21 protein-coding genes and 1 pseudogene are annotated in these 23,292 nt (G+C 55.0%); 7 read left to right on the forward strand and 15 right to left on the reverse strand.

Going from position 1 to position 23,292, the window contains the following annotated elements; all coding sequences use genetic code 11:
• Positions 1 to 194, forward strand: a pseudogene (ushA, locus tag AB7E14_RS00855) (bifunctional UDP-sugar hydrolase/5'-nucleotidase); the annotation flags it as partial.
• Between the two features lie 108 nt (positions 195 to 302).
• On the opposite strand, the gene ybaK reads toward ushA, so the two are convergent.
• From ybaK to AB7E14_RS00890, 7 genes are all read right to left on the reverse strand, one after another.
• The gene (gene ybaK, locus AB7E14_RS00860; RefSeq protein ID WP_043001540.1) at positions 303 to 782 is read right to left on the reverse strand and encodes a Cys-tRNA(Pro)/Cys-tRNA(Cys) deacylase YbaK; all 480 of its coding nucleotides are present in this window, start codon (positions 780 to 782) and stop codon (positions 303 to 305) included.
• A 201-nt stretch (positions 783 to 983) separates the two neighbouring features.
• A complete protein-coding gene (locus tag AB7E14_RS00865) occupies positions 984 to 1,778 on the reverse strand; it encodes a TraB/GumN family protein (protein ID WP_104446107.1) in 795 nt (264 codons plus the stop codon).
• A 98-nt stretch (positions 1,779 to 1,876) separates the two neighbouring features.
• Positions 1,877 to 4,378: a copper-exporting P-type ATPase CopA gene (gene copA / locus AB7E14_RS00870; protein WP_044327986.1), complete on the reverse strand. Its 2,502-nt coding sequence runs from the start codon at positions 4,376 to 4,378 to the stop codon at positions 1,877 to 1,879.
• Positions 4,379 to 4,474: 96 nt separating this feature from the next.
• The gene (locus AB7E14_RS00875) at positions 4,475 to 5,188 is read right to left on the reverse strand and encodes an MgtC/SapB family protein (RefSeq protein ID WP_316961946.1); all 714 of its coding nucleotides are present in this window, start codon (positions 5,186 to 5,188) and stop codon (positions 4,475 to 4,477) included.
• Between the two features lie 62 nt (positions 5,189 to 5,250).
• The gene (locus AB7E14_RS00880) at positions 5,251 to 6,234 is read right to left on the reverse strand and encodes a nucleoside hydrolase (RefSeq protein ID WP_044265276.1); all 984 of its coding nucleotides are present in this window, start codon (positions 6,232 to 6,234) and stop codon (positions 5,251 to 5,253) included.
• 10 nt (positions 6,235 to 6,244) lie between these two features.
• Complete coding sequence (locus tag AB7E14_RS00885) at positions 6,245 to 7,276, reverse strand: LacI family DNA-binding transcriptional regulator (protein ID WP_044327899.1); 1,032 nt, start codon at positions 7,274 to 7,276, stop codon at positions 6,245 to 6,247.
• Between the two features lie 104 nt (positions 7,277 to 7,380).
• Positions 7,381 to 8,775 carry an MFS transporter gene (locus AB7E14_RS00890; protein WP_130097935.1) on the reverse strand — a complete coding sequence of 465 codons (1,395 nt, stop codon included), beginning with the start codon at positions 8,773 to 8,775 and terminating at the stop codon, positions 7,381 to 7,383.
• Positions 8,776 to 9,149: 374 nt separating this feature from the next.
• Between AB7E14_RS00890 and cueR the strand changes: the two genes are divergently transcribed.
• Entirely contained in the window at positions 9,150 to 9,560 is a 411-nt protein-coding gene (gene cueR / locus AB7E14_RS00895; RefSeq protein ID WP_043001532.1) for a Cu(I)-responsive transcriptional regulator, read from the forward strand.
• Here the strand turns inward: cueR and AB7E14_RS00900 are convergent.
• From AB7E14_RS00900 to AB7E14_RS00915, 4 genes are read right to left on the reverse strand one after another with little or no spacing between them, the layout of a single operon-like run.
• A complete protein-coding gene (locus AB7E14_RS00900; RefSeq protein ID WP_316961945.1) occupies positions 9,557 to 10,273 on the reverse strand; it encodes a DUF3142 domain-containing protein in 717 nt (238 codons plus the stop codon). The genes cueR and AB7E14_RS00900 overlap by 4 nt on opposite strands.
• Positions 10,243 to 12,390: a hypothetical protein gene (locus tag AB7E14_RS00905; protein ID WP_316962008.1), complete on the reverse strand. Its 2,148-nt coding sequence runs from the start codon at positions 12,388 to 12,390 to the stop codon at positions 10,243 to 10,245. Before AB7E14_RS00905 ends, AB7E14_RS00900 begins: the two co-directional genes overlap by 31 nt.
• A gap of 22 nt (positions 12,391 to 12,412) precedes the next feature.
• On the reverse strand, positions 12,413 to 12,871 hold the full coding sequence (locus tag AB7E14_RS00910; protein WP_043001530.1) for an NfeD family protein: 459 nt from the start codon (positions 12,869 to 12,871) through the stop codon (positions 12,413 to 12,415).
• Positions 12,871 to 13,785 (reverse strand): SPFH domain-containing protein, encoded by a 915-nt coding sequence (locus AB7E14_RS00915; protein WP_043001529.1) that lies wholly within the window; start codon positions 13,783 to 13,785, stop codon positions 12,871 to 12,873. The genes AB7E14_RS00910 and AB7E14_RS00915 overlap by 1 nt, the downstream gene beginning before the upstream one ends.
• Positions 13,786 to 13,930: 145 nt before the next feature.
• Between AB7E14_RS00915 and fetA the strand changes: the two genes are divergently transcribed.
• Positions 13,931 to 14,602 carry an iron efflux ABC transporter ATP-binding subunit FetA gene (fetA, locus tag AB7E14_RS00920; protein WP_316961944.1) on the forward strand — a complete coding sequence of 224 codons (672 nt, stop codon included), beginning with the start codon at positions 13,931 to 13,933 and terminating at the stop codon, positions 14,600 to 14,602.
• Positions 14,595 to 15,374: an iron efflux ABC transporter permease subunit FetB gene (gene fetB, locus AB7E14_RS00925; RefSeq protein WP_043001527.1), complete on the forward strand. Its 780-nt coding sequence runs from the start codon at positions 14,595 to 14,597 to the stop codon at positions 15,372 to 15,374. Before fetA ends, fetB begins: the two co-directional genes overlap by 8 nt.
• A 50-nt stretch (positions 15,375 to 15,424) precedes the next feature.
• Here fetB and AB7E14_RS00930 read toward each other — a convergent pair whose 3' ends face one another.
• From AB7E14_RS00930 to tesA, 3 genes are read right to left on the reverse strand one after another with little or no spacing between them, the layout of a single operon-like run.
• Positions 15,425 to 16,279, reverse strand: coding sequence for a co-chaperone YbbN (locus AB7E14_RS00930; RefSeq protein WP_043001526.1), 855 nt, complete (start codon positions 16,277 to 16,279; stop codon positions 15,425 to 15,427).
• A gap of 59 nt (positions 16,280 to 16,338) precedes the next feature.
• Positions 16,339 to 17,109 (reverse strand): SDR family oxidoreductase, encoded by a 771-nt coding sequence (locus AB7E14_RS00935; protein ID WP_316961943.1) that lies wholly within the window; start codon positions 17,107 to 17,109, stop codon positions 16,339 to 16,341.
• A gap of 28 nt (positions 17,110 to 17,137) precedes the next feature.
• Positions 17,138 to 17,761, reverse strand: a complete 624-nt coding sequence (gene tesA, locus AB7E14_RS00940) for a multifunctional acyl-CoA thioesterase I/protease I/lysophospholipase L1 (protein WP_130097938.1) — start codon at positions 17,759 to 17,761, stop codon at positions 17,138 to 17,140.
• On the opposite strand from tesA, the gene ybbA reads away from it, so the two are divergent.
• The 3 genes from ybbA to AB7E14_RS00955 all read left to right on the forward strand — a co-directional run bounded on the left by ybbA (position 17,732) and on the right by AB7E14_RS00955 (position 22,140).
• Positions 17,732 to 18,418, forward strand: a complete 687-nt coding sequence (gene ybbA, locus AB7E14_RS00945) for a putative ABC transporter ATP-binding protein YbbA (protein ID WP_316961942.1) — start codon at positions 17,732 to 17,734, stop codon at positions 18,416 to 18,418. The two genes, tesA and ybbA, sit on opposite strands and share 30 nt — an antisense overlap.
• Positions 18,415 to 20,829 carry a putative ABC transporter permease subunit YbbP gene (ybbP, locus tag AB7E14_RS00950; protein ID WP_316961941.1) on the forward strand — a complete coding sequence of 805 codons (2,415 nt, stop codon included), beginning with the start codon at positions 18,415 to 18,417 and terminating at the stop codon, positions 20,827 to 20,829. The genes ybbA and ybbP overlap by 4 nt, the downstream gene beginning before the upstream one ends.
• A gap of 177 nt (positions 20,830 to 21,006) precedes the next feature.
• Complete coding sequence (locus AB7E14_RS00955; protein WP_316961940.1) at positions 21,007 to 22,140, forward strand: porin; 1,134 nt, start codon at positions 21,007 to 21,009, stop codon at positions 22,138 to 22,140.
• 66 nt (positions 22,141 to 22,206) lie between these two features.
• Here the strand turns inward: AB7E14_RS00955 and mnmH are convergent, their stop codons facing one another.
• Positions 22,207 to 23,277: a tRNA 2-selenouridine(34) synthase MnmH gene (gene mnmH, locus AB7E14_RS00960; protein ID WP_316961939.1), complete on the reverse strand. Its 1,071-nt coding sequence runs from the start codon at positions 23,275 to 23,277 to the stop codon at positions 22,207 to 22,209.
• Positions 23,278 to 23,292: the final 15 nt, after the last annotated feature.

Genomic DNA, 23,292 nt, shown 5'->3' on the forward strand with positions numbered 1-23,292 from the left:
CGGCAAAAACCTACCGTATGGCGACGCTCAGCTTTAACGCGACCGGCGGCGACGGCTATCCGCGTATTGATAACAAACCGGGGTACGTCAACACCGGGTTTATTGATGCGGAAGTGCTGAAGGAATACATTCAGAAAAACTCACCGCTGGATGCCAGTGCGTATGAGCCGAAGGGGGAAGTTAGCTGGCAGTAACAGGGCGGAGTGCCGGATAGCGGTGCGGGCACCTTATCCGGCCTACAGGTTAGTGCGGTTTCCTGGCCTGATAAGCGTCGCGCTATCAGGCCATCATTCTATAATCACTTAATCCCGGCGGGCGATATCGGCGAATTCAGCCTCCAGAATCGCGGCTAAATCAACCGCCGCCAGTTCAATATCCAGCCCGCGTTTGCCGCCAGAGACAAAAATGGTGTCAAACGTCCGGGCTGGCGCATCAATCAGCGTCGGTAGACGTTTTTTTTGTCCCAGTGGGCTAATGCCGCCGACCAGATACCCGGTCGTGCGTTGCGCAACCAGTGGATCGGCCATATCGACCTTTTTCGCGCCGAGTGCTTTGGCGACTTTTTTCAGATCCAGTTGTCCGGCCACGGGCGTGACTGCAACCGCCAGATGTTTCATATCGCCATTCACCGCCACCAGCAGCGTTTTGTACACCTGATCGGCATTCAGCCCTAACTTGCGCACTACCTCATCGCCGAAGTTGGTCTCGGCGGGATCGTGGTCGTAGGTATGGATCCTGAACGTAATTTTGTTTTTTTCGAGTAATTTAACGGCGGGTGTCATAGCTATTTTTCCTGGCTAAACCAAATGACGAGTCAAGCATATCTCTAACGAATGTTCGAAATATAGTACCATCTTGCGCAATTATGTTGGCAGGATGCAGAGTTTGAGCGACAATCGACATACACCGTCGCATTAAGCGGCGGCATAATAATAATGATGAAATTCCTCTTTGACGGGCCAATAGAAATATTGGCCACTTTTTTATCGCATCAGCTCCGGCAGATTTCCCTCTCCATAAAGGTGCAGCGCGCCGACGGCCACCACATAGCGACCCGCAGGCAGTGCCGCCAGACGATCCCGCCAGGCGATATTGCGTTGATGCATCAGCACATCGTACAGCGACTGACTGAAGGTGTTGGGAAGCGTCAGGTGATTGTCCTGCGGCGGGGAGTCAAGCCACCAGCTCATCATCTGTTGCAGTAACCGGGCGTTGGTGTGCCAGTGCGTTAGTGTGTCCTCCAGCAGCGCCAGGCCGTTGTCCGGCAGTTCACACAACAGTGCAATCTGGCTGGCGGCACCTTCCAGTTCAATCACCGGTTTTTCTGCCTTTTTCGCGGCCTGCAACAGCTGATAATCAATACCGTACTCCGGGCGTAACCCCAACTGTTGCGCCTGGGTGGCCTGCAACACCATCGCGATTTGCCACAGCGGTTGTGTGGAAAACAGCGTCGGAGAGATCCCCAATTCATCGGTCGCGTGATGCAGATTGCGCAACTGCTCCTCGCTGATGCGCTCTTCCAGTGCGGCAAATTCGGGTAGGTCGGCAAAAGGACTGTCATTGCCGGAGACGTCGGCCTCAACAATTAGCGCATCGGCGCTGTTAAGCTTTTTGAGCAGTCTGGCAGGGAGAGGGGACATATCGCGACTGCCCATATGAATACTGCCAATCAGGTGGAAATGGCGGTTGCCGGGCAACGAAACATCAATGGCGGGCCAGGTATAGCGATTGCCGGATAGCGTAGCGAAGAATGTTTTTACCCGGTAAAACAGATCCATGCGACCTCCCTAATCAGAAGCCCATGCTAACGCGTGGCCCAGGGGTGTGCAATGTGTGAATTGCCGGATGGCGGCGCTAAAACGCCATCCGGCATCGCTTACTCTTTCGGTTTAAAGCGCAGCAGTCGGTTCGCGTTGCTCACCACGGTAATGGACGAGAGCGCCATCGCCGCACCGGCAACCACCGGGTTCAGCAACGTACCGGTAAACGGCCACAGAATACCGGCTGCAACAGGAATACCGATGCTGTTGTAGATGAATGCGCCAAGCAGGTTTTGCTTCATGTTTCGAAGCGTTGCGCGGGAGATAGACAGTGCATCTGCCACGCCCATCAGGCTATGACGCATCAGGGTAATTGCAGCGGTTTCGATAGCCACATCGCTGCCGCCGCCCATTGCGATCCCGACATCGGCTTGCGCCAGCGCCGGTGCATCATTGATGCCGTCACCGACCATCGCCACCTGACGCCCCTGGCTTTGCAGACGTTTAATGGCATCGGCTTTACCGTCCGGCAGAACGCCGGCAATCACCTCATCAATTCCCGCCTCTTTGGCGATGGCGTTAGCCGTCGTCGGGTTATCGCCGGTCAACATCACCAGACGATAGCCGGCGCGGTGCAGTCGCTGAAGGGCGGCCACGCTGTCGCTACGCAACGGATCGCGCACGGCCAGCAGCGCTGCCGCTTTACCATCAATCGCCAGCAGCACCGGCGTAGCACCCTGAGAAGCCTGGGCCGATATCTCGGTTTCCAGTTCGCGAGTGTCAACCTGCTGCTCGTTCAGCAGCGCCTGGTTGCCCAACAACAGCGTATGCCCTTCGGCTTCACCGCTAACGCCTAATCCACGCAGGGTGCGAAAACCGTTGACCTGCGGCAGTGCACCATCACCGGCTTTGTCGAGAATCGCTCGTGCCAGCGGGTGGCTGGAGCCTTGCTCAAGCGCCGCCGCCAGACGCAGCACCTGCGCCTCATCAGTCTCGCCTACAGTTTTAATCGCCACCACCTGGGGTTTGCCTTCGGTCAGTGTCCCGGTTTTGTCGAAGACCACGGTATCCAGAGTGCTGGCGCGCTGCAGCGCATCGGCATCTCGCACCAGTACGCCAAACTCAGCCGCACGACCCACGCCGGAAATAATAGACATTGGCGTTGCCAGACCCAGCGCACACGGACAGGCAATAATCAGTACTGTGGTTGCAATCACCAGGGTGTAGACAATTTGCGGCGCCGGGCCAAAGAAGTACCAGATACCCGCGCTGACCAGCGCAATCACGACCACAACCGGAACAAACACGGCGGAAATCTTATCGGCCATCTGACCGATTTCCGGCTTACTGCTCTGGGCCTGGCGCACCATACGGATAATGCGCGACAGCGTCGTATGGCTGCCGACTGCGCTGGCGCGAAACAACACGCTGCCATCCTGCACAACGGTACCGGCATGCACACTGTCGCCTTCCCCTTTTTGTTGTGGGATAGGTTCGCCGGTAAGCATCGCCTCATCCAGCCAGGCTTCGCCCTGGGTGATTTCACCATCAACCGGTACGCGGTCGCCGGTGGTCAGGCGCAACAGCATCCCCGGTTGAACCTCTGCCAGCGGTACGCTCTTTTCACCGTCTTCTGTCACCACTCGCGCCGTTGGCGGCGTGAGATCGAGTAATTTTTCCAGCGCCTTAGACGAGCGCTGACGCGCGCGGGCTTCCAGCATGTGGCCGAGGTTAATCAGACCAATGATCATCGCGCTGGCTTCATAATAAAGATGACGCGCTTCCATCGGGAACCACTGCGGCCACAGGTTGACGCTCATCGAGTACAACCAGGCTACGCCGGTGCCCAACGCCACCAGGGTGTCCATCGTGGCGGTGCCGTTCATCAGGCTCTTCCACGCGCTGCGATAAAAATGGCCGCCGGCAAAAACCATCACGGCGAGCGTCGCCAGACCTATCGCCAGCCACAGGCTGCGGTTGTCGGCGGTCACCATCATGTTATCGCCCATCATCCCCCAGACCATCACCGGCACACCCACCAGCAGGGCGACAATCGCCTGCCAACGGAAGCGTTTCATTGTCGCGACGGCGGTTTCCTGCTGGCGCTCACGGCGTTTGAGATCGTCTTCAATCGCCTCCGCGCCATAGCCGGCTTTTTCCACCGCCTGGACTAAATCGGCAGCGGACGCACTGCCCATCACCAGCGCAGTACGTTCCGCGAGGTTTACCCGTGCCTGCGTGACCCCGGGAACGCTTTGCAGCGCATTTTGTACCCGGGAAACACAGCTGGCGCAGCTCATGCCGCTTAACAGCAGCTGTTGGCTCTCATCTTCAGCCGTCGCTGCCGGAAGCTCAGGAGGGACCGCTGCCAGTGCTTCCGACGGGATTGATGACTCCGCCAGCGGTTTAGCCTTTGGGTGGCTTAACTCTGCGCCGTAACCGGCTTGTTTGATGGTGTCGATAAGCGCTTCGGCGCTGGCGGTACCGGTGACGAGCGCTTCAGTCACGGTAACCTCAGCCTGTTCAACATCCGGGCGTTGTTCAAGGCTCTCTTTTACGCGTTTGACGCAGTGACCGCAGGACAGGCCGTCCAGGGTCAGGTTGATAGTGTGAGACATCTCTTCACTCCTTTATTACAGGGATTAACTGACTGTGATAAAGGTTAAACCTTCCAGCAAGGGGAAGGTCAAGGGATTTGTTTTCACCCTGTTTTTTTAATGTTCCAGTGCGATGGCGCAGACATGTTCGAGGGTGGAAAGGTTGTTGTAAAGTTCCGGTAAGGTCATTTTTTTTCTAATCACGACTTTAAGATTAACCTCTATTTTCCCCTTTTTGACATCGCGGATGGTGATAGCTTCAATAATGTTTTTTTGCTGATTAATACTTTCCACCAGCGTTTGTAGTCCTGATTTTTCGTCAAGAATAATGCGAATCTTAACTTTACCGGGCAATTGATTTTTAGTTTGTAAAAAGATGACAAAATAGCTGAGCTTTATGACCAGCAGGAACAAGCCTGTGGCAAGAAGCGCATGCATATAAAAACCGGCGCCACTGGTAATTCCCACTCCCGCAGAAGCCCATACAATGGCTGCGGTTGTCAGCCCGGAGATGGCGTCGTCATGGCGATGAAGGATAACACCTGCACCGAGAAAACCTACGCCGCTGATAATTTGTGCGGCCAGGCGCATCGGATCGCTACGTATATTCATCGAGATTTCCGCGTAATACTCTGCTGACTGAATAGAGACGATGGTCAGAACGCAGCTGGCGACGGAAATAATGACGCACGTTTTAAATCCTACAGGCTTTCCTTTCGATTCTCTTTCAAGACCGATGATCCCGCCGAGGATAAAAGCGACGCAAATTTTGCCCAGCGTAATTAACAGAGATTCTCCTTCACCGAATAAGAGGAAGGATAACGTATTCATATTTCCTCCGGAAAACTCACCTCAAACAGCGTAAAAAAGGTCTCCTTTTCTGACCCGTAACGCTAGGCGCGGTAGGTATGGATATAGTGCTCAATCAGCGAAAGAAGTCGTCGGTTATCGATGCTCTGCAGAATTTTTACCCGCGCACCTTTTGGTTCAGGGATCCCTACATTGAGACGCAACGTGTCACGTCCATAGCGACAGGTCATACCGCGCGTGATGCCTTCCAGAGAGACATCCAGGTAATCTTCCTCCATTGTTGCCAGAGAGGGGTCCAGTAACCAGGCAACGGTTAACGCATCGTGGATCCAACATCCGGGCAGATGGCGGGTTTGCATCGAGTAGGTGATCCACGGGCGAATGGTTTGCGCCAGATAACGGCTAAGCCCGTTTTCTGTTTTTGCCAGACGATCCAAATCGGCGTGAAGCATTTGAGTTTTCGTTGTCACATCCATCGGGACCAGCGTGACGGGGGCGCCGCTGGTAAGCACCGCATGAGCCGCCTCAGGATCCAGACCAAAATTGGTATCTTTCAGGTAGCCCGGCACATTGAATACGCCGCCCATAACAACGATATTTTTGACCGCGTGAACAATCTGCGGGTAAAGCTGCAGGGCAATGGCCACATTGGTGAGTGGACCGGTAGCAACCAACGTGATTTCACCAGGGTTATTACAGATGAGTTCACCTATCGCCTCGGGTGCATGGGGGGGCACCTGCTGGCACAATGCCGGGGCAGGAACTTCCGACCAGAGTTGCCGTAAGCCAAACTGATCGACACCCTGATCCAGTTTTTCACGCCAGGGAAGCGGATCTTCCCGGAGCGCACGCGAGGCTCCACGGTAAACAGAAACGGGAATAGCCAATTGCGCAATGAGATCTTTAGCGACGGCATATCCCACGTCTGCCGGTGTATTTCCTGCGACAGTGGTGATCATCTCCAGAGTGATTTGCGGAGCGGCAATCGCCAGCGCCAGCGCCAGACCGTCATCAATATTCGCGCCGGGAATGCCATTGCCTGGATCGCAGTCAATTATGATACGCATCGATGTATTTTCACGTTGTCTCGGGTTGTACTTCATGTCCCTGGCAGCCACACGATTCTCCTGTTCGTAAATAAAACTCAAATTCAACGCGGCGAACCTCTCCATCCCAATTTTTCAGCATGTCAATTGCCGCACGGGCCATCTTATCGACCGGTTGCAGAACGGCGGTCAAAGAAGGGACGTTGTAAGCCGATTCATGTGTTGCGTTAAAACAGACCAGTGCAACATCGTCAGGGACGCGCAGCCCATGTTCCGCCAGGGCGCGTAAGCAACCCAGTGCCTGCTGTTCATTCGTCGCGAACAACGCGCGCGGTGGCTGGCGTTGCAGCATACGTTTTGTCGCCTCGTAACCTCCGGCGCGGGTATAGTTGGTCGAAAAAATCCATGAAGGATTGACCATTAGCGATGAGGCTTCCAGCGCCTGCTGCCAGCCCCGGATACGATCCTGAGTATTCAGCATTTCACGCGGGCCACAGATGATGCCGATGTCGCGGTATCCGTGATCAATCAGATGTTGGGTTACCTGCATCGCCGCCTGTTGTTCATCAACCTGGATAACGCTGACGTTAAGTCCAGGATCCACGCGATCGAGCATAACGCAGGGCGTACCGCTCTCCTGAATCAAATTGATATAAGGATGGCGATCCACACTGGTGTAGATCAGCCCGTCAACCTGGCGGTGCAACATATTATTAATCAGTTCACGTTCACGGCAGCTGCTGTCGCCCGCATCACCCAGCAGGAGTACTTTGCCATCAGCAAATGCTTCGTGTTGCAGAGCATGAGCCATAGAGGCGATAAACGGGTTTGAGATATCCGGTGCGACAAGCCCATAAGTTTGTGTACTCCCTGAAGCCAGCGCACGCGCGATGCCATTGGGTCGATAGCCGGTTTTCTTAATGGCCTGTAGTACACGTTGCCGGGTCGCTTCGGCAACGGGACGTGGACCATTATTAATAACGTAACTAACGACAGCGACGGACGTTCCCGCTTCTTTTGCCACGTCAGAACGTGTTACGCGTTGCGAATGTGATTGAGTCACGAGGCACCTACCTGATTGCGTTCAGAGTGATTTTTTCCAGACAGCATAAGGCGTTATGACCCAAAAATCTTTGGTAAAGAACGCGCATCTCACGTTCTCTGGCCTCAAATTGCATCCTCGGGTAAGTTAAGATCCCGTCCACGGGTTTCTGGTGCAAAGAACGTGGTTACCAGTCCAATTGTGGCCATCAGAGCGAAATAGAGAGCGATTGGCCACCAGTGCCCATAAAACGAGAGCAATGCAGAGGCGATAAGTGGCGCTGTCCCGCCAGACATAATCGAACCGAGCTCTTTTGCAAATGCCATTTTGGTATAACGATTCGTGACACCGAAAAGCTCAACGCCCCATGCAGCCTGAACACCAAAAATACCCAGTGACGCGATTCCCATCCCGGTAATGATCGTTGGGATGACAATCCATGGCTCACGAGAATCCAGCAGCATGAATGCCGGAAAAGCATACAGGATCAGTAACAAGCAGAACCAACGATAGACGATCCGTCTGCCGAATCGATCGGAAAGCCAGCCCGCCAGAGGAATAATGGCAAATCCCAGAACCGATGCGATAAACACCGCCACGGTCGGCACTGATTTATCCACCATCAGCACTTTAGCGACATAACCAATGATAAATCCCTGTGCCAGATAGGAGGGGCCATTCTCGCCAATGCGTAAGCCGACCATGGTCCAGAACGCACGAGTCCGTTTCCAGAAGCTACGTGTGTCATGCTGTTGCTGCGCTTTTCCCTCGCGAAGAACCTTTTCTCGCTCGGCCTGCAGGAGGGCCTTTTGACGTTCAAAAACGGGCGTTTCACGCATATGGCGACGAATTAATAACGCAGCAGCGGCGATAAGAATGCTGCAAAGAAAAGGAATACGCCATCCCCAGCTTAATAAGTCATCTTTGTCCATTTGCAGGACGATTAGCCAAACCAACGAAGCCAGTAATGTTCCGCTGTTTGAGCCCAGCGCGATAATCGAGGAAACCAGCCCACGGCGTTTAACGGGAGCATATTCACCGAGCATCACGGTACCGCCTGAAAGTTCCGCTCCGGCCCCCAGGCCCTGAGAAAATCGAAGGATAACCAGGCATACCGGCGCCCAGACGCCTATCTGGGCGTAGCTGGGGATTAAACCTATTAGCATGGTCGACATGCCCATCAATCCAATCGTGATAACCATGACAATCTTCCGGCCATGTTTATCGCCTATCCAGCCGAACAGAAGTGCGCCGATGGGGCGAGCAATAAACCCAACGGAATAGGCGGCAAAGCTGGAAAGTAGCGCCATGACAGGTGTCGCTTCTGGAAAAAAGACATCGCCAAAGATAATGCCTGCGGCAAGGCCGTACAGGGCAAAATCGGCATACTCCATCGTGGTGCCTAACCAGCAGGAAAATGTCGCTCGCCAAAATTCGCGGCGTCCTTCGGGGGTTTCCAGCCGCTCCTGAGCGGCTTGTTGGTTGTCCGTCAGGGGAACAGAGGATGAATGCGTGTTCATAAGAACTCCTTGAAGTTATCTGTCGACATACGTCGCAGGCTTGTGCTCTTCATGTTCTACTCGCGTAGATATTATATTTTTACCGGAGATTAATAAATCTACCCGCGTAGAATGATCAAGTAAAAGAGTTAAAATTGCGAAAGCGATCACTTATAACAGGCAATTGTTACAGAAAAAGGTACGCCTGCTTCGATGTTCTTCACTGTTTATGAAGTACGAACGTTCGACGGTTCCGGAAATGTGAAAGTGGCAGTGGTAACGCCGCGACCTGTGAAGTGACAGGAGGTTACTGGCATCTATAGGATGGGGTGTGTGGTGACAGCCACAAGTACGTTATAATGACACCATGCCACAGCTTAAGGTGCGGAGGACGTGTGAATATCAGCGATGTAGCAAAAAAAACCGGTTTAACCAGTAAAGCGATCCGCTTTTATGAAGAAAAAGGGCTGGTCACGCCGCCGCTGCGTGGTGAAAACGGTTATCGCACCTACGGGCAACAGCATCTCAATGAACTGACGCTGCTGCGCCAGGCACGCCAGGTCGGATTCAACCTTGAAGAGTGCGGTGAACTGGTAAATCTGTTCAACGATCCGGGGCGTCACAGCGCGGATGTCAAAAAGCGGACGCTGGAGAAAGTGGCTGAAATTGAGCGTCATATCAGTGAATTACAGTCAATGCGCGTACAGTTGCTGGCGCTGGCGGAGTCGTGTCCGGGCGATGACAGCGCGGAATGCCCTATTATTGATAACCTTTCTGGCTGTTGCCACCACAAGGCGCAGGTTTAACGCGCGTCGGGATTAAGCATAAAGACCACCGTGCCGCGATACCACGGGGATGTGCGTAACTGCGCTTCCGCCTGGCTTTCCCGCTTACCGTGCTGTACCAGACCAAGCTTAAAGGGAATTCGCAAGCGGGTGAGGGCGGGCAGGTAGTCCTGATAATTCGTCACCGTGTGCCGTCCCTGATAGCTCTGCACTACCAGTTCATCGATTGGCAGCGCGTTCAGCGTTGCAATGTCACCGGTTTTCGCCCAGTCCAGCAATCCGGTTACCCCAAGAGCAAAATCGGGTGGTAGTTGTTGGCGCAATTCCCGCAGAAAGTGGGCATAGTCGGCGAGTTGATGCGTCGCGGCGTCAAAATCGACCTGTAGCCCTACCACCTGATTTCCCGCCGCCTGCCAGCGCTGCATCAACCGCACGATGCGTGCCGTAATCGCGTCCGCAACGTCGAGCGTGGTAAAGCGCACGGTAAGCCAGATGGACGGAAACGTCAGGCGGCTGACGGGAAGTCCCAGACGCTGAAACTCCGCGCCCTTTGCCCGCATCAATACTTCCCCCTGATGCAGATAGACCGTTTGGGCGCCTCTCAGTTCATCACTGGCTTTCACCCCTGACCAGAGCCAGAAGGCGGGATGTTCGCGGGCGATAACCGTCTCATCCGCCTGCGCCTGTTCCGCCAGTAGCGCGATTACCAGTAGTATTTGAGTTTTTGCGCCCACGGACTGCCCGGATACTGGGTTTTCAACTGCGTGAACCAGCCTTTGCGCTGCTGTTTGTCCACCTCTTCTCCGCCACACTCATTCGTGCCGGACGGGGCGTAACACATGATGGCGCGATACAGTGCGTAACTTCTGTCTTCGTGCTCGGCTTTCGGCGAGGTGATGACCTGCTGGTAGTAACTCTGGCGATCATACTGCCCAACCGGACGCTTGCGGTCGATAGCGGCCTCCAGCACGCCATTCCCTGCGCTGTCTTTCCACAAATCGACATGGGTTTGCGACGTGCGGAAGAACTCACCCAGACAGTTCAGCGCATGGGCATCATCGGGATTTTTGCTCAGCGTGCCGATGGTCTCATTGAGGCTGCGGCACACGTAACCGACTTCAGCGGCGTCACCGTTCCAGTCAAACGTGCTCAAATTGACGTCGTCGAATGCTTCGCCGATCACCGGCTGTGTGATGGCGCTGGCGAGTTTGCGGTCCTGCAGCCAGTCGCTAAAGCGGTTTTCTGTGAGATCGCGCACCAGCAGCGTATGCAGCGCGATAGTGCGTTCTTCGTTATTCGGTCCCTGGCTGACCTGCTGACGCAACTGTTCAGGCGTCGCCACGGTTTTCAGTACCCGGGAACGATAACGCAGGTTGGTGACCGCGCTGTCCGGGGCAAAAACCGCCTCCGTATCGCCACTGTACACCAGCGTGGCCGCCAGTTTTGCCTGCACATACTGCTGCTGTTCGTTATCCTGGCTCAGCTTCAGCAGTGTCGACCAGAAATCACGCGCCGCTGACCACTGCTTTTGACCCATCAGCGCGTTACCGTAGAGAACCTGTTCGCTGAAAGCGAGGATATCGTGAGCCGGTAGTTTTTGCGCCGGGGTAACCGCCTGAAGAATCGCAGCATTGTTTTCTGTCGCCAGCCACAGGTTGAGTTGCAGATCGCGCCACAGCGGCAGTTTTCCGCTTTTTTCAAAAACCGGTTTGCTGGCATCCAGGTTAGCCTGCGTCAGGGTTGGCTTCTGGTCGCTGTTCAGACGAAGGGCGCGTAGCATCTCGGTATAGCTGACGAGAGGGGCGTCGGCGAACGCCTCCTGTACCGATTGATCGTAAAACTGCCTGCCATAGACATTATCGTATTCAATCACCCGGTTTCGCAGCGTCTGCGCATCGGCGGCCTGCCGGAATGCCTGCTCATACAATCCTGCAAGCGACGCCCAGTCCTGCAAATACCAGTGGATGCGACGCAGCATGCCGTGTGCGGAATCGGCATAGCGGCCTTCAGGCCAGCGCTGGAGATAGGTTTGCGCCTCTTTTTGCGCGAGTAAGGCGTCTTCACGGTTTATTCGCGCGATATCAAAATCGCCATATTCGCCGACGCTGTTCTGGCTGCTTTTGTTCAGCGCTGTGCGCATCAGCATATATTGCGCGGTTTCCGCCAGCCACGGGCGATCGCTCTTAAGCAGCGACGTGAAGACCTGCGCCGCGCTTTCGTATTCACCCGCGTAAAAATGGGCTGCGGCGATCAGATAGGTTTTATACGCCAGGGCAGGTGAGTCCGCCGGGAGCGTAGTGAGAGAGGCCGTGATTTGCTCTGCGCTGGCCCCGGAATAGAGTCCCAGACGTGCCTGCGCCAGCGCCTGTTTTTGTTCTGCTGTCAGCGTAGCATCGCTCAGTAGCGCGGCAAAAAACTGACTGACGCTGTCGGCATTATTGGAGACAAAACGGTTTTCCTGCTCATCGTCGTGGTTGAATTCAACCGCCGCTACCTGCAGCGTTGCCATCTGCTGGGCGAGTATATTGGGTGCATTCTGCGTTTGTGCAGGCAAGTCCGTGCGGACATCAGCGTCATCCCACTGCGGGTGATAAGCAAAATAGAAATCGCGTGAGCGGGTGATATCCGCAGGCATCGACTGAACGGGCACAGCAAACGACTTTGCCTCACTCAGCAGGCGCAACAGGTTATCGCGTGAATCATTATCGGGCGTCAGAACAGGGGCGCCTTTTAGCAGACAGCGCGCGTCGCTCCAGGTGCAGTCTGCGATATCAAACGAGGCGAATGCCTGAGGGGCGGCGCTCGCCAGTAATGCACAAAAGCTAAATGCCAGAGGCGTCTTCCTGACCATCATGCGATTCCTGTCATCGGTTTTATCGGGTAAGGGGTCTGATATAGAGCGTGATGCCTTCAACGGCAATCACTTCAACGTGCGTGCCGGCGGGCAGATCATCGCTGGCGTTGACCGGCCATGAACTGTCGCCAACCCGCATGTGTCCACGACCATTGACCAGAGACGACTCCAGGACAAACCGACGGCCGACCAGTTGCTGGCCGCGCTGGTTGAGCTGACTGTCTGCCGGTTTTTGTTCACGAACGCGTTTCGCCATCCACTTCCACCAGAACCAGGCGGCAAGCAGCGTTAAGACGGCAAAGATAACACCCTGCCATTCCCAGTCGACGGGCAACAGCCAGACCAGAATGCCGGTAATGACCGCCGCGACGCCGCTCCACAACAGATAACCGTTGCCGCCCAGCATCTCAGCGGCCAGAAGCAGACCGCCAAGGCTGAGCCAGAAAATATGGGGATGCCCCACAATCATCTCGATCATTATTTATTCCGTTCGCTGGCGCTGTCCTTGATCAGTTCAGTGATCCCGGCAATGGAACCCATCAGGCTGCTGGCATCCAGTGGCATCATCACCACTTTACTGTTACTGGACGAGCCGATTTGCTGTAGCGCTTCGGTATATTTCTGCGCCACAAAGTAATTCACCGCCTGAATATCACCGGAGGCGATCGCTTCAGACACCATTTTGGTCGCGCGGGCTTCCGCTTCAGCGGAACGTTCGCGGGCTTCTGCCTGTAAGAAGGCGGATTGACGTTCCCCTTCAGCTTTCAGGATCTGCGACTGTTTTTCCCCTTCTGCCTTAAGGATTTCCGCCTGGCGCACCCCTTCGGCTTCCAGAATATACGCACGTTTAGTACGTTCCGCTTTCATCTGGGCGTTCATGGAGGAGATCAGTTCAGCCGGTGGGCGGACATCGCGAATCTCGATACGCGTGACTTTAATGCCCCAGGGATTGGTGGCCTCATCGACGATATGCAGCAGTCGGGTATTGATGCTGTCACGCTGGGAGAGCATTTCATCAAGCTCCATCGACCCCAGAACGGTACGGATGTTGGTCATAGTGAGGTTGATGATCGCCAGTTCCAGATTGCTGACCTCATAGGCCGCACGCGGCGCGTCAATCACCTGAATAAAGCAGACGGCATCAATGGTGACGTTGGCGTTATCTTTCGAGATCACTTCCTGCGAGGGAATATCCAGCACCTGCTCCATCATATTGATTTTGCGTCCAATCCGGTCCATGAACGGCACAACGATGCTTAAGCCCGGTTGCAGCGTTTTGGTATAGCGGCCAAATCGCTCTACCGTCCACTGATACCCCTGGGGAACAATTTTCACGCCGGCGCCGACGATGACCAGCGCGACAAAAATGAGAATAGGAATAACAATAAGCATTGAAAAACCTCCTGTTGAACTGTCCATGATGTCGAGATTGGCGATGTTACTCTTGAAATTATACCTGATTCATTAAAGAGAGTTCCCCTCCTGTTAATTAGAGGGATACACTATTTTGCGATAAAACGCGAAAACAGGATAGATAATGCGTGAAAATAGCAGGTTGTTGCAGGTAAACAATGTGGGTTACCAGGTCGGGACCATCAAAATTCTGAATAACATCAGTTTTGACTTACGTCCTGGTGAATTTAAATTAATCACCGGCCCTTCCGGCTGCGGAAAAAGTACCTTACTGAAGATTATTGCGTCGTTGCTCAGTCCGAATAGCGGTGAGATCCGCTTTGGTGGAGAGGATATTGCTACTCTCAACCCGGAACATTATCGTCAACAGGTTTCGTATTGCGCCCAGACGCCCGCGCTGTTTGGCGATACGGTCTACGATAATCTGATCTTCCCCTGGCAAATCCGTAACCAGCGTCCAGATTCTGGGGCTTTTCTGGCGGACCTGGCCCGCTTTCAACTGCCGGAGTCGATTCTGGCGAAAAATATCAATGCGCTCTCCGGTGGCGAGAAGCAGCGCATTTCCCTGATCCGCAATTTACAGTTTTTACCGCAGGTTTTACTGCTTGATGAAATCACCAGCGCACTGGATGAAAGCAATAAGCGCAATGTGAATGAGATTATTCATCACTATGCTCGTGATAAGCAGATAGGGGTGCTGTGGGTGACTCACGATAAAGATGAAATTAATCATGCGGATGAAATAATCACTCTGATGCCGCATGCCGGAGAAATGCAGGAAGCGCGTAATGAATGAACATAATATTACTAACGAGTCACTGGCATTAGCGATGATGCTGGTGGTGGTGGCGATGCTGATAAGCCATAAAGAGAAACTGGCGCTGGAGAAAGATATTCTCTGGAGCGTCGCTCGCGCCGTGGTTCAACTTATTATCGTCGGCTATGTCCTGAAATATATCTTCGCGGTCAATCATGCTGTCCTGACGTTAGTGATGGTGTTATTCATCTGTTTTAACGCCGCGTATAACGCGCAGAAGCGCAGTAAATATATTGATAAAGCGTTTGTTTCCTCGTTTATTGCCATCACGACGGGGGCAGGGTTAACGCTGGCGGTGCTGGTGCTGTCGGGGTCGATTGAATTTATCCCGATGCAGGTGATCCCCATTTCTGGGATGATCGCTGGTAATGCGATGGTGGCCGTCGGATTGTGCTACAACAATCTCGGTCAGCGTTTCAGCAGCGAACAACAGCAGATTCAGGAAAAACTTAGTCTTGGCGCCACGCCGAAAATGGCGTCTGCGGGCTTGATCCGCGACAGTATTCGCGCCTCGCTGATCCCAACGATCGACTCCGCGAAAACGGTCGGACTGGTGAGTTTGCCGGGGATGATGTCAGGGCTGATCTTTGCCGGTATCGATCCGGTCAAAGCGATTAAATATCAGATTATGGTGACCTTTATGTTGCTCTCAACGGCGAGCCTGTCGACCATCATTGCCTGCTATTTAACCTATCGGAAGTTTTACAACTCGCGCCACCAACTGGTGGTGACGCGTTTGAAGAAATCGTAACCAGCGACTGGCGTAGGCCCGATAAGCGTAGCGCCATCGGGCAACGTTAATCAGTACAACAGCGCGTAGAGCTGACGACGATATTTCGACGCCAGCGCGTCGCCGGTACCCAGTGCGGCAAGAATTTCCTGGAACGTTTTACGCGCCTGACCGTCTGCGGCGGCAAGATCTTTTTTCAGATGACTGAACAGCAGTTCCAGCGCTTCTTCGTTGCGTCCCACCTGATGCAGTTGCAGCGCCAACTGTGCGGCCAGTCCGGCGTCCTGCGGGTTTTCCGCCACCTGTTGTTGCAGTAGCTGAATCTCTGGCGTATCCGCCGCCTGTTTCAACAGTTCAATTTGCGCGACCAGCCCCTGATAACGGGTGTCCTGATCCTGAAGCGGAATGGTTTTCAGCACGGCTTCTGCATCTTCAGAGCGGTTGAGGGCAATCTGCGTTTCCGCCAGTAGCAGGCCGATTTCACTGCTCTGGTTAGACAACTGCCAGGCGTCTTTCAGCAGCGGCAGTGCTTCAATGTAGTTGTCTTCCTGCATCAGCTGCATGGCCTGTTGCGCTTTTAGCTCTTCTTCACGCGGCAGCACTTTGTCGAGCAGGGCGCGAATCACCTCTTCAGGTTGCGGTCCCTGGAAGCCGTCAACCGGCTGACCGTTCTGGAACAAATAGACGGTTGGAATAGCGCGCAGACCGAACTGAGAGGCAATCATCTGCTCGGCATCGCAGTCGAGCTTCGCCAGAATGAACTGACCGTTGTACTGTGCGGCAAGGCTTTCCAGCACCGGCGTCAGTTGCAGGCAGTGCTGGCTGCGTTCAGACCAGAAGTAGAACAGGACCGGCGTGGTCATCGACAGTTCTAAGGTCTGCTGCAGGTTCGCTTCGTTAATGTTGACAATATTCTGTGTGGACATGGAGTCGCTCTCTTGTGTCGATTTCTTTTTTACATGGGGGCTGACGCGTGCGCTTCAACTCATCCGTGCAAAATTTTGTCCATCAGGCGCCCCGGCAGCAGACGTTTGAGCAGCATGACGGCCCAGGTTACCAGCGTGACGGGATAGCGGAGTTTGGGTTTATCGCTGACAAAAGCATGGCGCACTTTGGCGACGACGGCTTCAGGATCGAGCGTAAAACGTGCGGCAATACCGGGGTTTTCCACCGGTTTGTCGTTCTGGGTCTGGTTAACGTTTTCCGTAAAGCGCGTGCGAATAGGGCCGGGTTCAATCAGGCTGACCTTAATTCCGCTGTGACGTAGCTCCATGCGTAACGCATCTGACCAGGCTTCCAGCGCGTATTTACTGGCCGCGTAGGCGCCGCGTCCGGGTGTGGAGATAAGCCCCATCACCGAGGAGGTCATCACGATCCGACCTTCGCCGTGCGGCAGCATGGCCGGTAACAGACGCATCGTGAGCTGATGAGCGCCAAAGAAATTGGCGGAAAATTGCTGCTCCATCTGCGCGCGGCTGATGGTGGGCAGCGGACCGTAAACGCCGTACCCGGCATTGTTAAAGATCCCGTATAAGCAGTTATCGGTCAGGGCGATCACCTCGTCAGCGGCGCGATCCACGCTCTCAGGCAAGTCGAGGTCGATCAATACGCCGGTGAATCCCATATTATTCATACGCGTGACATCGTCGGGTTTGCGGCAGCCGGCGAGAACCTGAAAACCCTGACGCTTCAGCTCAAGCGCGCTTTCCAAGCCGATACCGCTGGAACATCCTGTTATTAAGACCGATTTTTGCATAACTTTACCTGTCAGGATCTCCGTTGAATTAAGACTCGTGTTTTACTAAAGGACTCAGCTGCTTCGCCATCCAGTCAGCGATAAACGGCTGGGCATCGCGGTTAGGGTGAATACCATCATCCTGCATCCACTGCGGTTTTAGATAGACCTCTTCCATAAAAAAGGGTAACAGAGGAATATCAAATTCTTTGGCGAGCTTTGGATAGAGCGCGCTAAAGGTTTCATTATATCGACGGCCATAGTTTGCGGGCAGGCGAATTTGCATCAGCAACGGCTCGGCGTTCGCCGCCTTCACGTCCTGCACGATGGTACGCAGCGTTTGTTCGGTCTGTTGCGGCGCAAAGCCGCGTAGCCCGTCGTTGCCGCCCAGCTCAACCAGCACCCAGCGCGGTTGATGCTGTTTGAGTAGCGCAGGCAGGCGCGCCAGCGCTTGCTGAGAGGTGTCGCCGCTGATGCTGGCGTTCACCACGGTGGTTTTGCTCCGCCATTTGTCGTTGAGCAGTGCAGGCCAGGCGGCACTGGCGGACATTCGGTACCCGGCGCTCAGGCTGTCGCCGAGGATTAACAACGTGTCAGCCGCAGCGGCCCGACAGGTAAACAGGATCAGGAACAGGAAAGGCAAATGCCAGCGGAAAACATTGTTGAAGTTCATCGTCTTAAGAAGTCCGTCGGTCAGGGGGAGCACGAGCTTTCCATCCTTACCGGAGTTGACCTGGTTGTCAAACGCGCCGAGACCATTGCGCTGATTGGCGAGTCGGGTTCAGGGAAATCCACGCTGCTGGCGATCCTCGCCGGACTGGACGATGGCACCGACGGCGCCGTCAATCTGGTGGGGAAACCGTTGCATCAGATGGATGAAGAGGCCCGGGCTCAACTGCGTGCACAGCATGTCGGTTTTGTCTTTCAGTCATTTATGTTGATTCCCACGCTGAATGCACTGGAAAACGTCGAACTTCCCGCACTACTGCGCGGCGAAAACAGCGGACAAAGTAAAGCGGGAGCGAAAGCCCTGCTGGAACAACTGGGTCTGGGCAAGCGTCTGGACCATCTTCCGGCGCAGCTTTCCGGTGGTGAGCAGCAGCGCGTGGCGCTGGCGCGCGCTTTTAATGGTCGCCCGGACGTCCTGTTTGCCGATGAACCAACGGGGAACCTCGACCGGCAGACCGGTGAAAAAATTGCCGATCTGCTCTTGTCGCTTAACCGCGAACACGGCACCACGCTGATTCTGGTGACTCACGATCCGCAACTGGCGGCGCGCTGCAACCGACGACTGCGCCTGGTGAATGGACAGTTGCAGGAGGAGGCATGATCGCACGCTGGTTCTGGCGCGAATGGCGCTCGCCGTCGCTGTTGATTGTCTGGCTGGCGCTGAGTCTGGCGGTGGCCTGCGTGTTGGCGCTGGGCAACATCAGCGACCGGATGGAAAAAGGGTTAAGTCAGCAAAGCCGCGAGTTCATGGCGGGGGACCGGGCACTGCGCAGCTCACGCGAGGTGCCGCAGGCGTGGATTGATGACGCGCGTCAGCGCGGTCTGAAGGTCGGAGAACAACTGACCTTTGCCACCATGACCTTTGCCGGCGATACGCCACAGCTGGCGAACGTCAAAGCGGTCGATGACATCTATCCGATGTACGGCGAGCTGGAAACCAATCCGCCGGGGCTCAAGCCGCAGCAGGGAACGGTACTGTTGGCGCCGCGACTGATGGCGTTGCTGAACCTGAAAATCGGCGACACTATTGATGTCGGCGACGCCACGCTGCGCATTGCTGGGGAAGTGGTGCAGGAGCCAGACTCCGGCTTTAACCCCTTCCAGATGGCGCCGCGTCTGTTAATGAATACAGCGGATGTTGCGAAAACCGGTGCCGTGCAGCCCGGCAGTCGCGTCACGTGGCGCTATAAATTTGGTGGCACGCCGCAACAGCTTGACGGCTATGAAAAGTGGCTACTACCGCAGCTGAAGCCGGAACATCGCTGGTACGGACTTGAACAGGACGACGGCGCGCTGGGCAAATCCCTGGAGCGTTCGCAACAATTTCTTCTTCTTTCGGCACTGTTAACACTGCTGCTGGCCGTCGCTGCCGTGGCGGTGGCGATGAATCACTACTGTCGCAGTCGTTATGATCTGGTGGCGATTCTGAAAACGCTCGGTGCGGGCAGGGCACAACTGCGAAAACTGATTGTCGGGCAGTGGCTGATGGTACTGGCGCTTTCCGCCGTGACGGGCGGGGCGATCGGCCTGTTATTCGAAAAGATGCTAATGGTACTGCTTAAACCGGTGCTGCCCGCCGCGCTGCCGCCTGCCAGTTTCTGGCCGTGGATCTGGGCGTTGGGCACCATGACGGTGATCTCGCTGCTGGTCGGTTTGCGTCCCTATCGCTTGTTATTAGCTACCCAACCGCTGCGCGTCTTGCGTCGTGACGTGGTGGCCAACGTCTGGCCGCTGAAATTCTATTTGCCGATCGTGACCATGGTGGTGGTGCTGTTACTGGCCGGGTTAATGGGCGGCAGTCCGTTGCTGTGGGCGGTGCTGGCGGGGGCGGTCGTGCTGGCGCTGCTGTGCGGCGTGTTGGGCTGGATGCTGCTGAACGTTCTGCGTGGGATGACGCTGTCGTCGTTGCCGCTGCGCCTCGCGGTCAGTCGCCTGCTACGTCAGCCGTGGTCGACGCTGAGCCAGCTGTCAGCGTTTTCGCTGTCGTTTATGCTACTGGCGCTGCTGCTGGTTTTACGCGGTGATCTGCTGGATCGCTGGCAGCAGCAGCTTCCGCCGGAAAGTCCCAATTATTTTCTGATCAACATTGCCCCAGAGCAGGTGCCGCAGGTGAAGGCATTTCTCTCCGAGCATCAGGTGATCCCGGAAGCGTTCTACCCGATCGTGCGGGCGCGGTTGACGGCGATAAATAACACGCCGACAGAAGGGGGACAAGATGAGTCCCTGAATCGTGAGCTGAATCTGACCTGGCAGGATACCCGTCCGGATCACAACCCCATCACCGCCGGTAACTGGCCGCCAGAAAAAGGCGAGGTATCAATGGAAGAGGGACTGGCAAAACGGCTGAACGTTTCACTCGGCGACAGCGTCACTTTTATGGGTGACACTCAGGCGTTCAGTGCGAAGGTGACCAGTTTGCGCCGGGTCGACTGGGAAAGCCTGCGCCCTAACTTCTTCTTTATCTTCCCGTCCGGCGCGCTGGATGGTCAGCCGCAAAGCTGGCTGACCAGCTTCCGCTGGGAAAACGGCAACGGCATGCTGACGCAACTTAATCGTGAGTTCCCGACGATTAGCCTGTTAGACATCGGCGCGATCCTTAAGCAGGTAGGGCAGGTGCTGGAGCAGGTTAGCCGGGCGCTGGAGGTCATGGTTGTGCTGGTAACCGCCTGCGGCATGCTGTTGCTACTGGCGCAGGTGCAGGTCGGCATGCGCCAGCGCCATCAGGAACTGGTGGTCTGGCGTACGTTAGGCGCGGGCAAAAAACTCCTGCGCACTACGCTGTGGTGTGAATTTGCCATGCTGGGGCTGGTCTCCGGGCTGGTGGCGTCCATCGGCGCGGAAACCGCGCTGGCGGTGCTGCAAACGCAGGTGTTTGACTTCCCGTGGGAACCTGACTGGCGCTTGTGGATTGTCCTGCCTCTTTGCGGCGCGCTTTTACTTTCTCTTTGCGGGGGCTGGCTCGGTGTCCGTCTGCTGAAAGGGAAAGCGTTGTTCCGTCAGTTTACTGTTTAATCCCGTGATAATGACGCGCCGGTTTTTATGCTGGCGCGTACTTTCTTAGTAGCATAAATTGATAAACCCTCGCTGTTTAACGGCACAAATCATTAAAAACCCGCCAACACGTCAGTGTTAATACCAGTTAATATTCAAGCGCTGAATAATTAGCAGGAAATCTATCAAGGAAAAATAATGACTATAAAAACAACAGCGCTGGCGGCATCGCTCGGCGCAGCAGTGGCATTGACGTCTTTCGCCTCTCAGGCGGAAATCACCGTTCTGAAACAAGATCCGCAGGCGGGTAATCCGCTGAGCCGTCTCAACTTTACCGTTGGCGGGAGTATTCGTCCTCAGTTCCAGAACATGACGGGCGACGACGGCGCAAATGGCTATAAACGTAATGGCTTCGACGGCGGTACCCGTTTCCGCTTCGCGGCAGATTACTATCTGTTTGATGACATCAGTTGGATCAGCTTCTACGAGCTGGGCGTTAACATTCCGGCGCAGTTCAACTGGGACAACCACTATGCTGACGGCGCGCATGACACCACGCGTCGTATGCTGTACACCGGTCTGAAGAGCGATACCTGGGGTACGCTGACCTTCGGTCAACAGAACAGCATCTACTACGATGTGGTCGGTGCGAAAACCGATATCTGGGACTACGACATGATTGGTCAGGCACCGGGTAACGGGATTAACGGCGACTATGATGGTTCTTACCGTTCCCGCAAAATGCTGAAATATAAGAAAACGGTGGGTGATGTTGATCTCTATGCATCTTATCTGTTCAGCGACGACTACAACCCGAATAATGGCCTGAACTACAAGCGTAAAGGCGGTGGTTCACTGGGTGCGGATTATCACATTACGGACGATCTGAGCTGGGGTACGGCGTGGAACTACACCCGTGCGGAAATGCGCGGTAACGGCAACAAAACGTACGATCAGAATATCGTCGGTACGGCACTGAGCTGGACCCCGGATAACTGGACCTTCTCCCTGGGCGGCGGCTGGTATCAGAACTTTATGACCACCAAAAAAGTGTCTGTTAACGACTACTTTGCCGGTGATGCGTGGGGTCTGGAATACTTTGCGGGCTATACATTCCCAATCAACCAGTATGCGTTGAAATCCGTTCAGCCGTACTTCATGGGTGACCGTATTGAATACGTGAATGGTCGCAACTACCTGCGTACCGACAACGGCGTGGGTATCAGCTTCCAGCTGGATTATGGTTTCCGTGTTGATTACGAACACGTCTTTACCTCCAGCACCGATAACCTGGGTGATATGAACCTGGTGCGTCTGCGTTACGACTTCTGAGTCTGATGCTGTGCCCGGTGACGCTAAGGCTTACCGGGCCTACAAATCATCACCCTCCGGCGTTTTTCAACCGCGCAACCACGCCTCAACCTCTTCAAATGTTCCACGAAAGACAATCTGTCCGGCTTTCTTTTCCAGTTGATAGCGATACATCGGATCGTAATATTCTTCCAGCAGCGGCACTAACCAACTGAAATGCGCTTCGGTGCTGCCGGTCTGACGCTGTGCCTCCAGCGCCACGTCCAGCCTGGCGGTTAACTCGTTAAACCGCTGCAAACCCAGACGCCGTTGAATTGCAGAAAGCCCATGATGCAGATAATTGCTGTATTCCTGCCATCCCGGCTCTTCGCCATACGCATGGGTGAAATCATGATGCATCCGCACGAAATACTCTTCCCGCAGACGCTCAAGACGGCGCCCGAACGGATCGTCAATCACGGCGATAGCGGCCTGCGTCATGCGTTCGCGCAGGCATTCCGGCAGATGGTTAGCGCCGATCATACGGCCTTCATCTTCCAGCACCCAGCGCGTGGCCTGCTTTTTGAGCAGCGTCACCGCCAGCAGATTTTCAAAACTGGCCTGACTGAGCTGGGGTTCCAGCGTGCGCCCAAAAGAGGAGCCGCGATGGTGGGCTAATCCCTCAAGATCTACGCCGCTTTCCTGCTTTTGCACCAGTTGCGTTTTGCCATTGCCGGTACAGCCGCCAATCAGCACGATCGGTTTTTGGACCTGTTCCTCCGTGGCGGCAATCGCGGCCTGGCGTAGCGCTTTGTAGCCACCGTTGATCAACGGGTAATCCACGCCGGATTCACGTAGCCACTGCTGGACAATGTGCGAACGCTGACCGCCCCGGGCGCAGCAGAGATAGCCCTGCGGGTGTTGCTGGCAGGCTTTGCGCCAGGCAGCCAGACGCTGCTGGCGAATCTCGCCGCAGACCAGTTGATGGCCGAGCTCAAGTGCAGCTTCTGGCCCCTGGCGTTTATAGCAGGTACCCACGGCGGCACGCTCGTCATCATTCATTAAGGGTAAATTTATCGCGCCCGGTATAGCACCCTGCTGAAATTCAACCGGCGCGCGGACATCGATTAAGGGCGTATCGGCGGTAAGGATCGCGCGATAGTCCGTTCCATCGTTCATGAGAAATCCTGAAGA

The organism is Citrobacter sp., from assembly GCF_050252275.1.
GTDB classification, from domain to species: domain Bacteria; phylum Pseudomonadota; class Gammaproteobacteria; order Enterobacterales; family Enterobacteriaceae; genus Citrobacter_A; species Citrobacter_A amalonaticus.

Excerpts from the sequence above, each read along its gene's own strand:
- ybaK (WP_043001540.1), bottom strand. The coding sequence starts at position 782 with ATGACACCCGCCGTTAAATTACTCGAAAAAAACAAAATTACGTTCAGG.
- AB7E14_RS00865 (WP_104446107.1), bottom strand. The coding sequence starts at position 1,778 with ATGGATCTGTTTTACCGGGTAAAAACATTCTTCGCTACGCTATCCGGC.
- copA (WP_044327986.1), bottom strand. The coding sequence starts at position 4,378 with ATGTCTCACACTATCAACCTGACCCTGGACGGCCTGTCCTGCGGTCAC.
- AB7E14_RS00875 (WP_316961946.1), bottom strand. The coding sequence starts at position 5,188 with ATGAATACGTTATCCTTCCTCTTATTCGGTGAAGGAGAATCTCTGTTA.
- AB7E14_RS00880 (WP_044265276.1), bottom strand. The coding sequence starts at position 6,234 with ATGCGTATCATAATTGACTGCGATCCAGGCAATGGCATTCCCGGCGCG.
- AB7E14_RS00890 (WP_130097935.1), bottom strand. The coding sequence starts at position 8,775 with ATGAACACGCATTCATCCTCTGTTCCCCTGACGGACAACCAACAAGCC.
- AB7E14_RS00905 (WP_316962008.1), bottom strand. The coding sequence starts at position 12,390 with ATGGTCAGGAAGACGCCTCTGGCATTTAGCTTTTGTGCATTACTGGCG.
- AB7E14_RS00910 (WP_043001530.1), bottom strand. The coding sequence starts at position 12,871 with ATGATCGAGATGATTGTGGGGCATCCCCATATTTTCTGGCTCAGCCTT.
- AB7E14_RS00915 (WP_043001529.1), bottom strand. The coding sequence starts at position 13,785 with ATGCTTATTGTTATTCCTATTCTCATTTTTGTCGCGCTGGTCATCGTC.
- fetA (WP_316961944.1), top strand. The coding sequence starts at position 13,931 with ATGCGTGAAAATAGCAGGTTGTTGCAGGTAAACAATGTGGGTTACCAG.
- fetB (WP_043001527.1), top strand. The coding sequence starts at position 14,595 with ATGAATGAACATAATATTACTAACGAGTCACTGGCATTAGCGATGATG.
- AB7E14_RS00930 (WP_043001526.1), bottom strand. The coding sequence starts at position 16,279 with ATGTCCACACAGAATATTGTCAACATTAACGAAGCGAACCTGCAGCAG.
- AB7E14_RS00935 (WP_316961943.1), bottom strand. The coding sequence starts at position 17,109 with ATGCAAAAATCGGTCTTAATAACAGGATGTTCCAGCGGTATCGGCTTG.
- ybbA (WP_316961942.1), top strand. The coding sequence starts at position 17,732 with ATGCCAGCGGAAAACATTGTTGAAGTTCATCGTCTTAAGAAGTCCGTC.
- tesA (WP_130097938.1), bottom strand. The coding sequence starts at position 17,761 with ATGAACTTCAACAATGTTTTCCGCTGGCATTTGCCTTTCCTGTTCCTG.
- ybbP (WP_316961941.1), top strand. The coding sequence starts at position 18,415 with ATGATCGCACGCTGGTTCTGGCGCGAATGGCGCTCGCCGTCGCTGTTG.
- AB7E14_RS00955 (WP_316961940.1), top strand. The coding sequence starts at position 21,007 with ATGACTATAAAAACAACAGCGCTGGCGGCATCGCTCGGCGCAGCAGTG.
- mnmH (WP_316961939.1), bottom strand. The coding sequence starts at position 23,277 with ATGAACGATGGAACGGACTATCGCGCGATCCTTACCGCCGATACGCCC.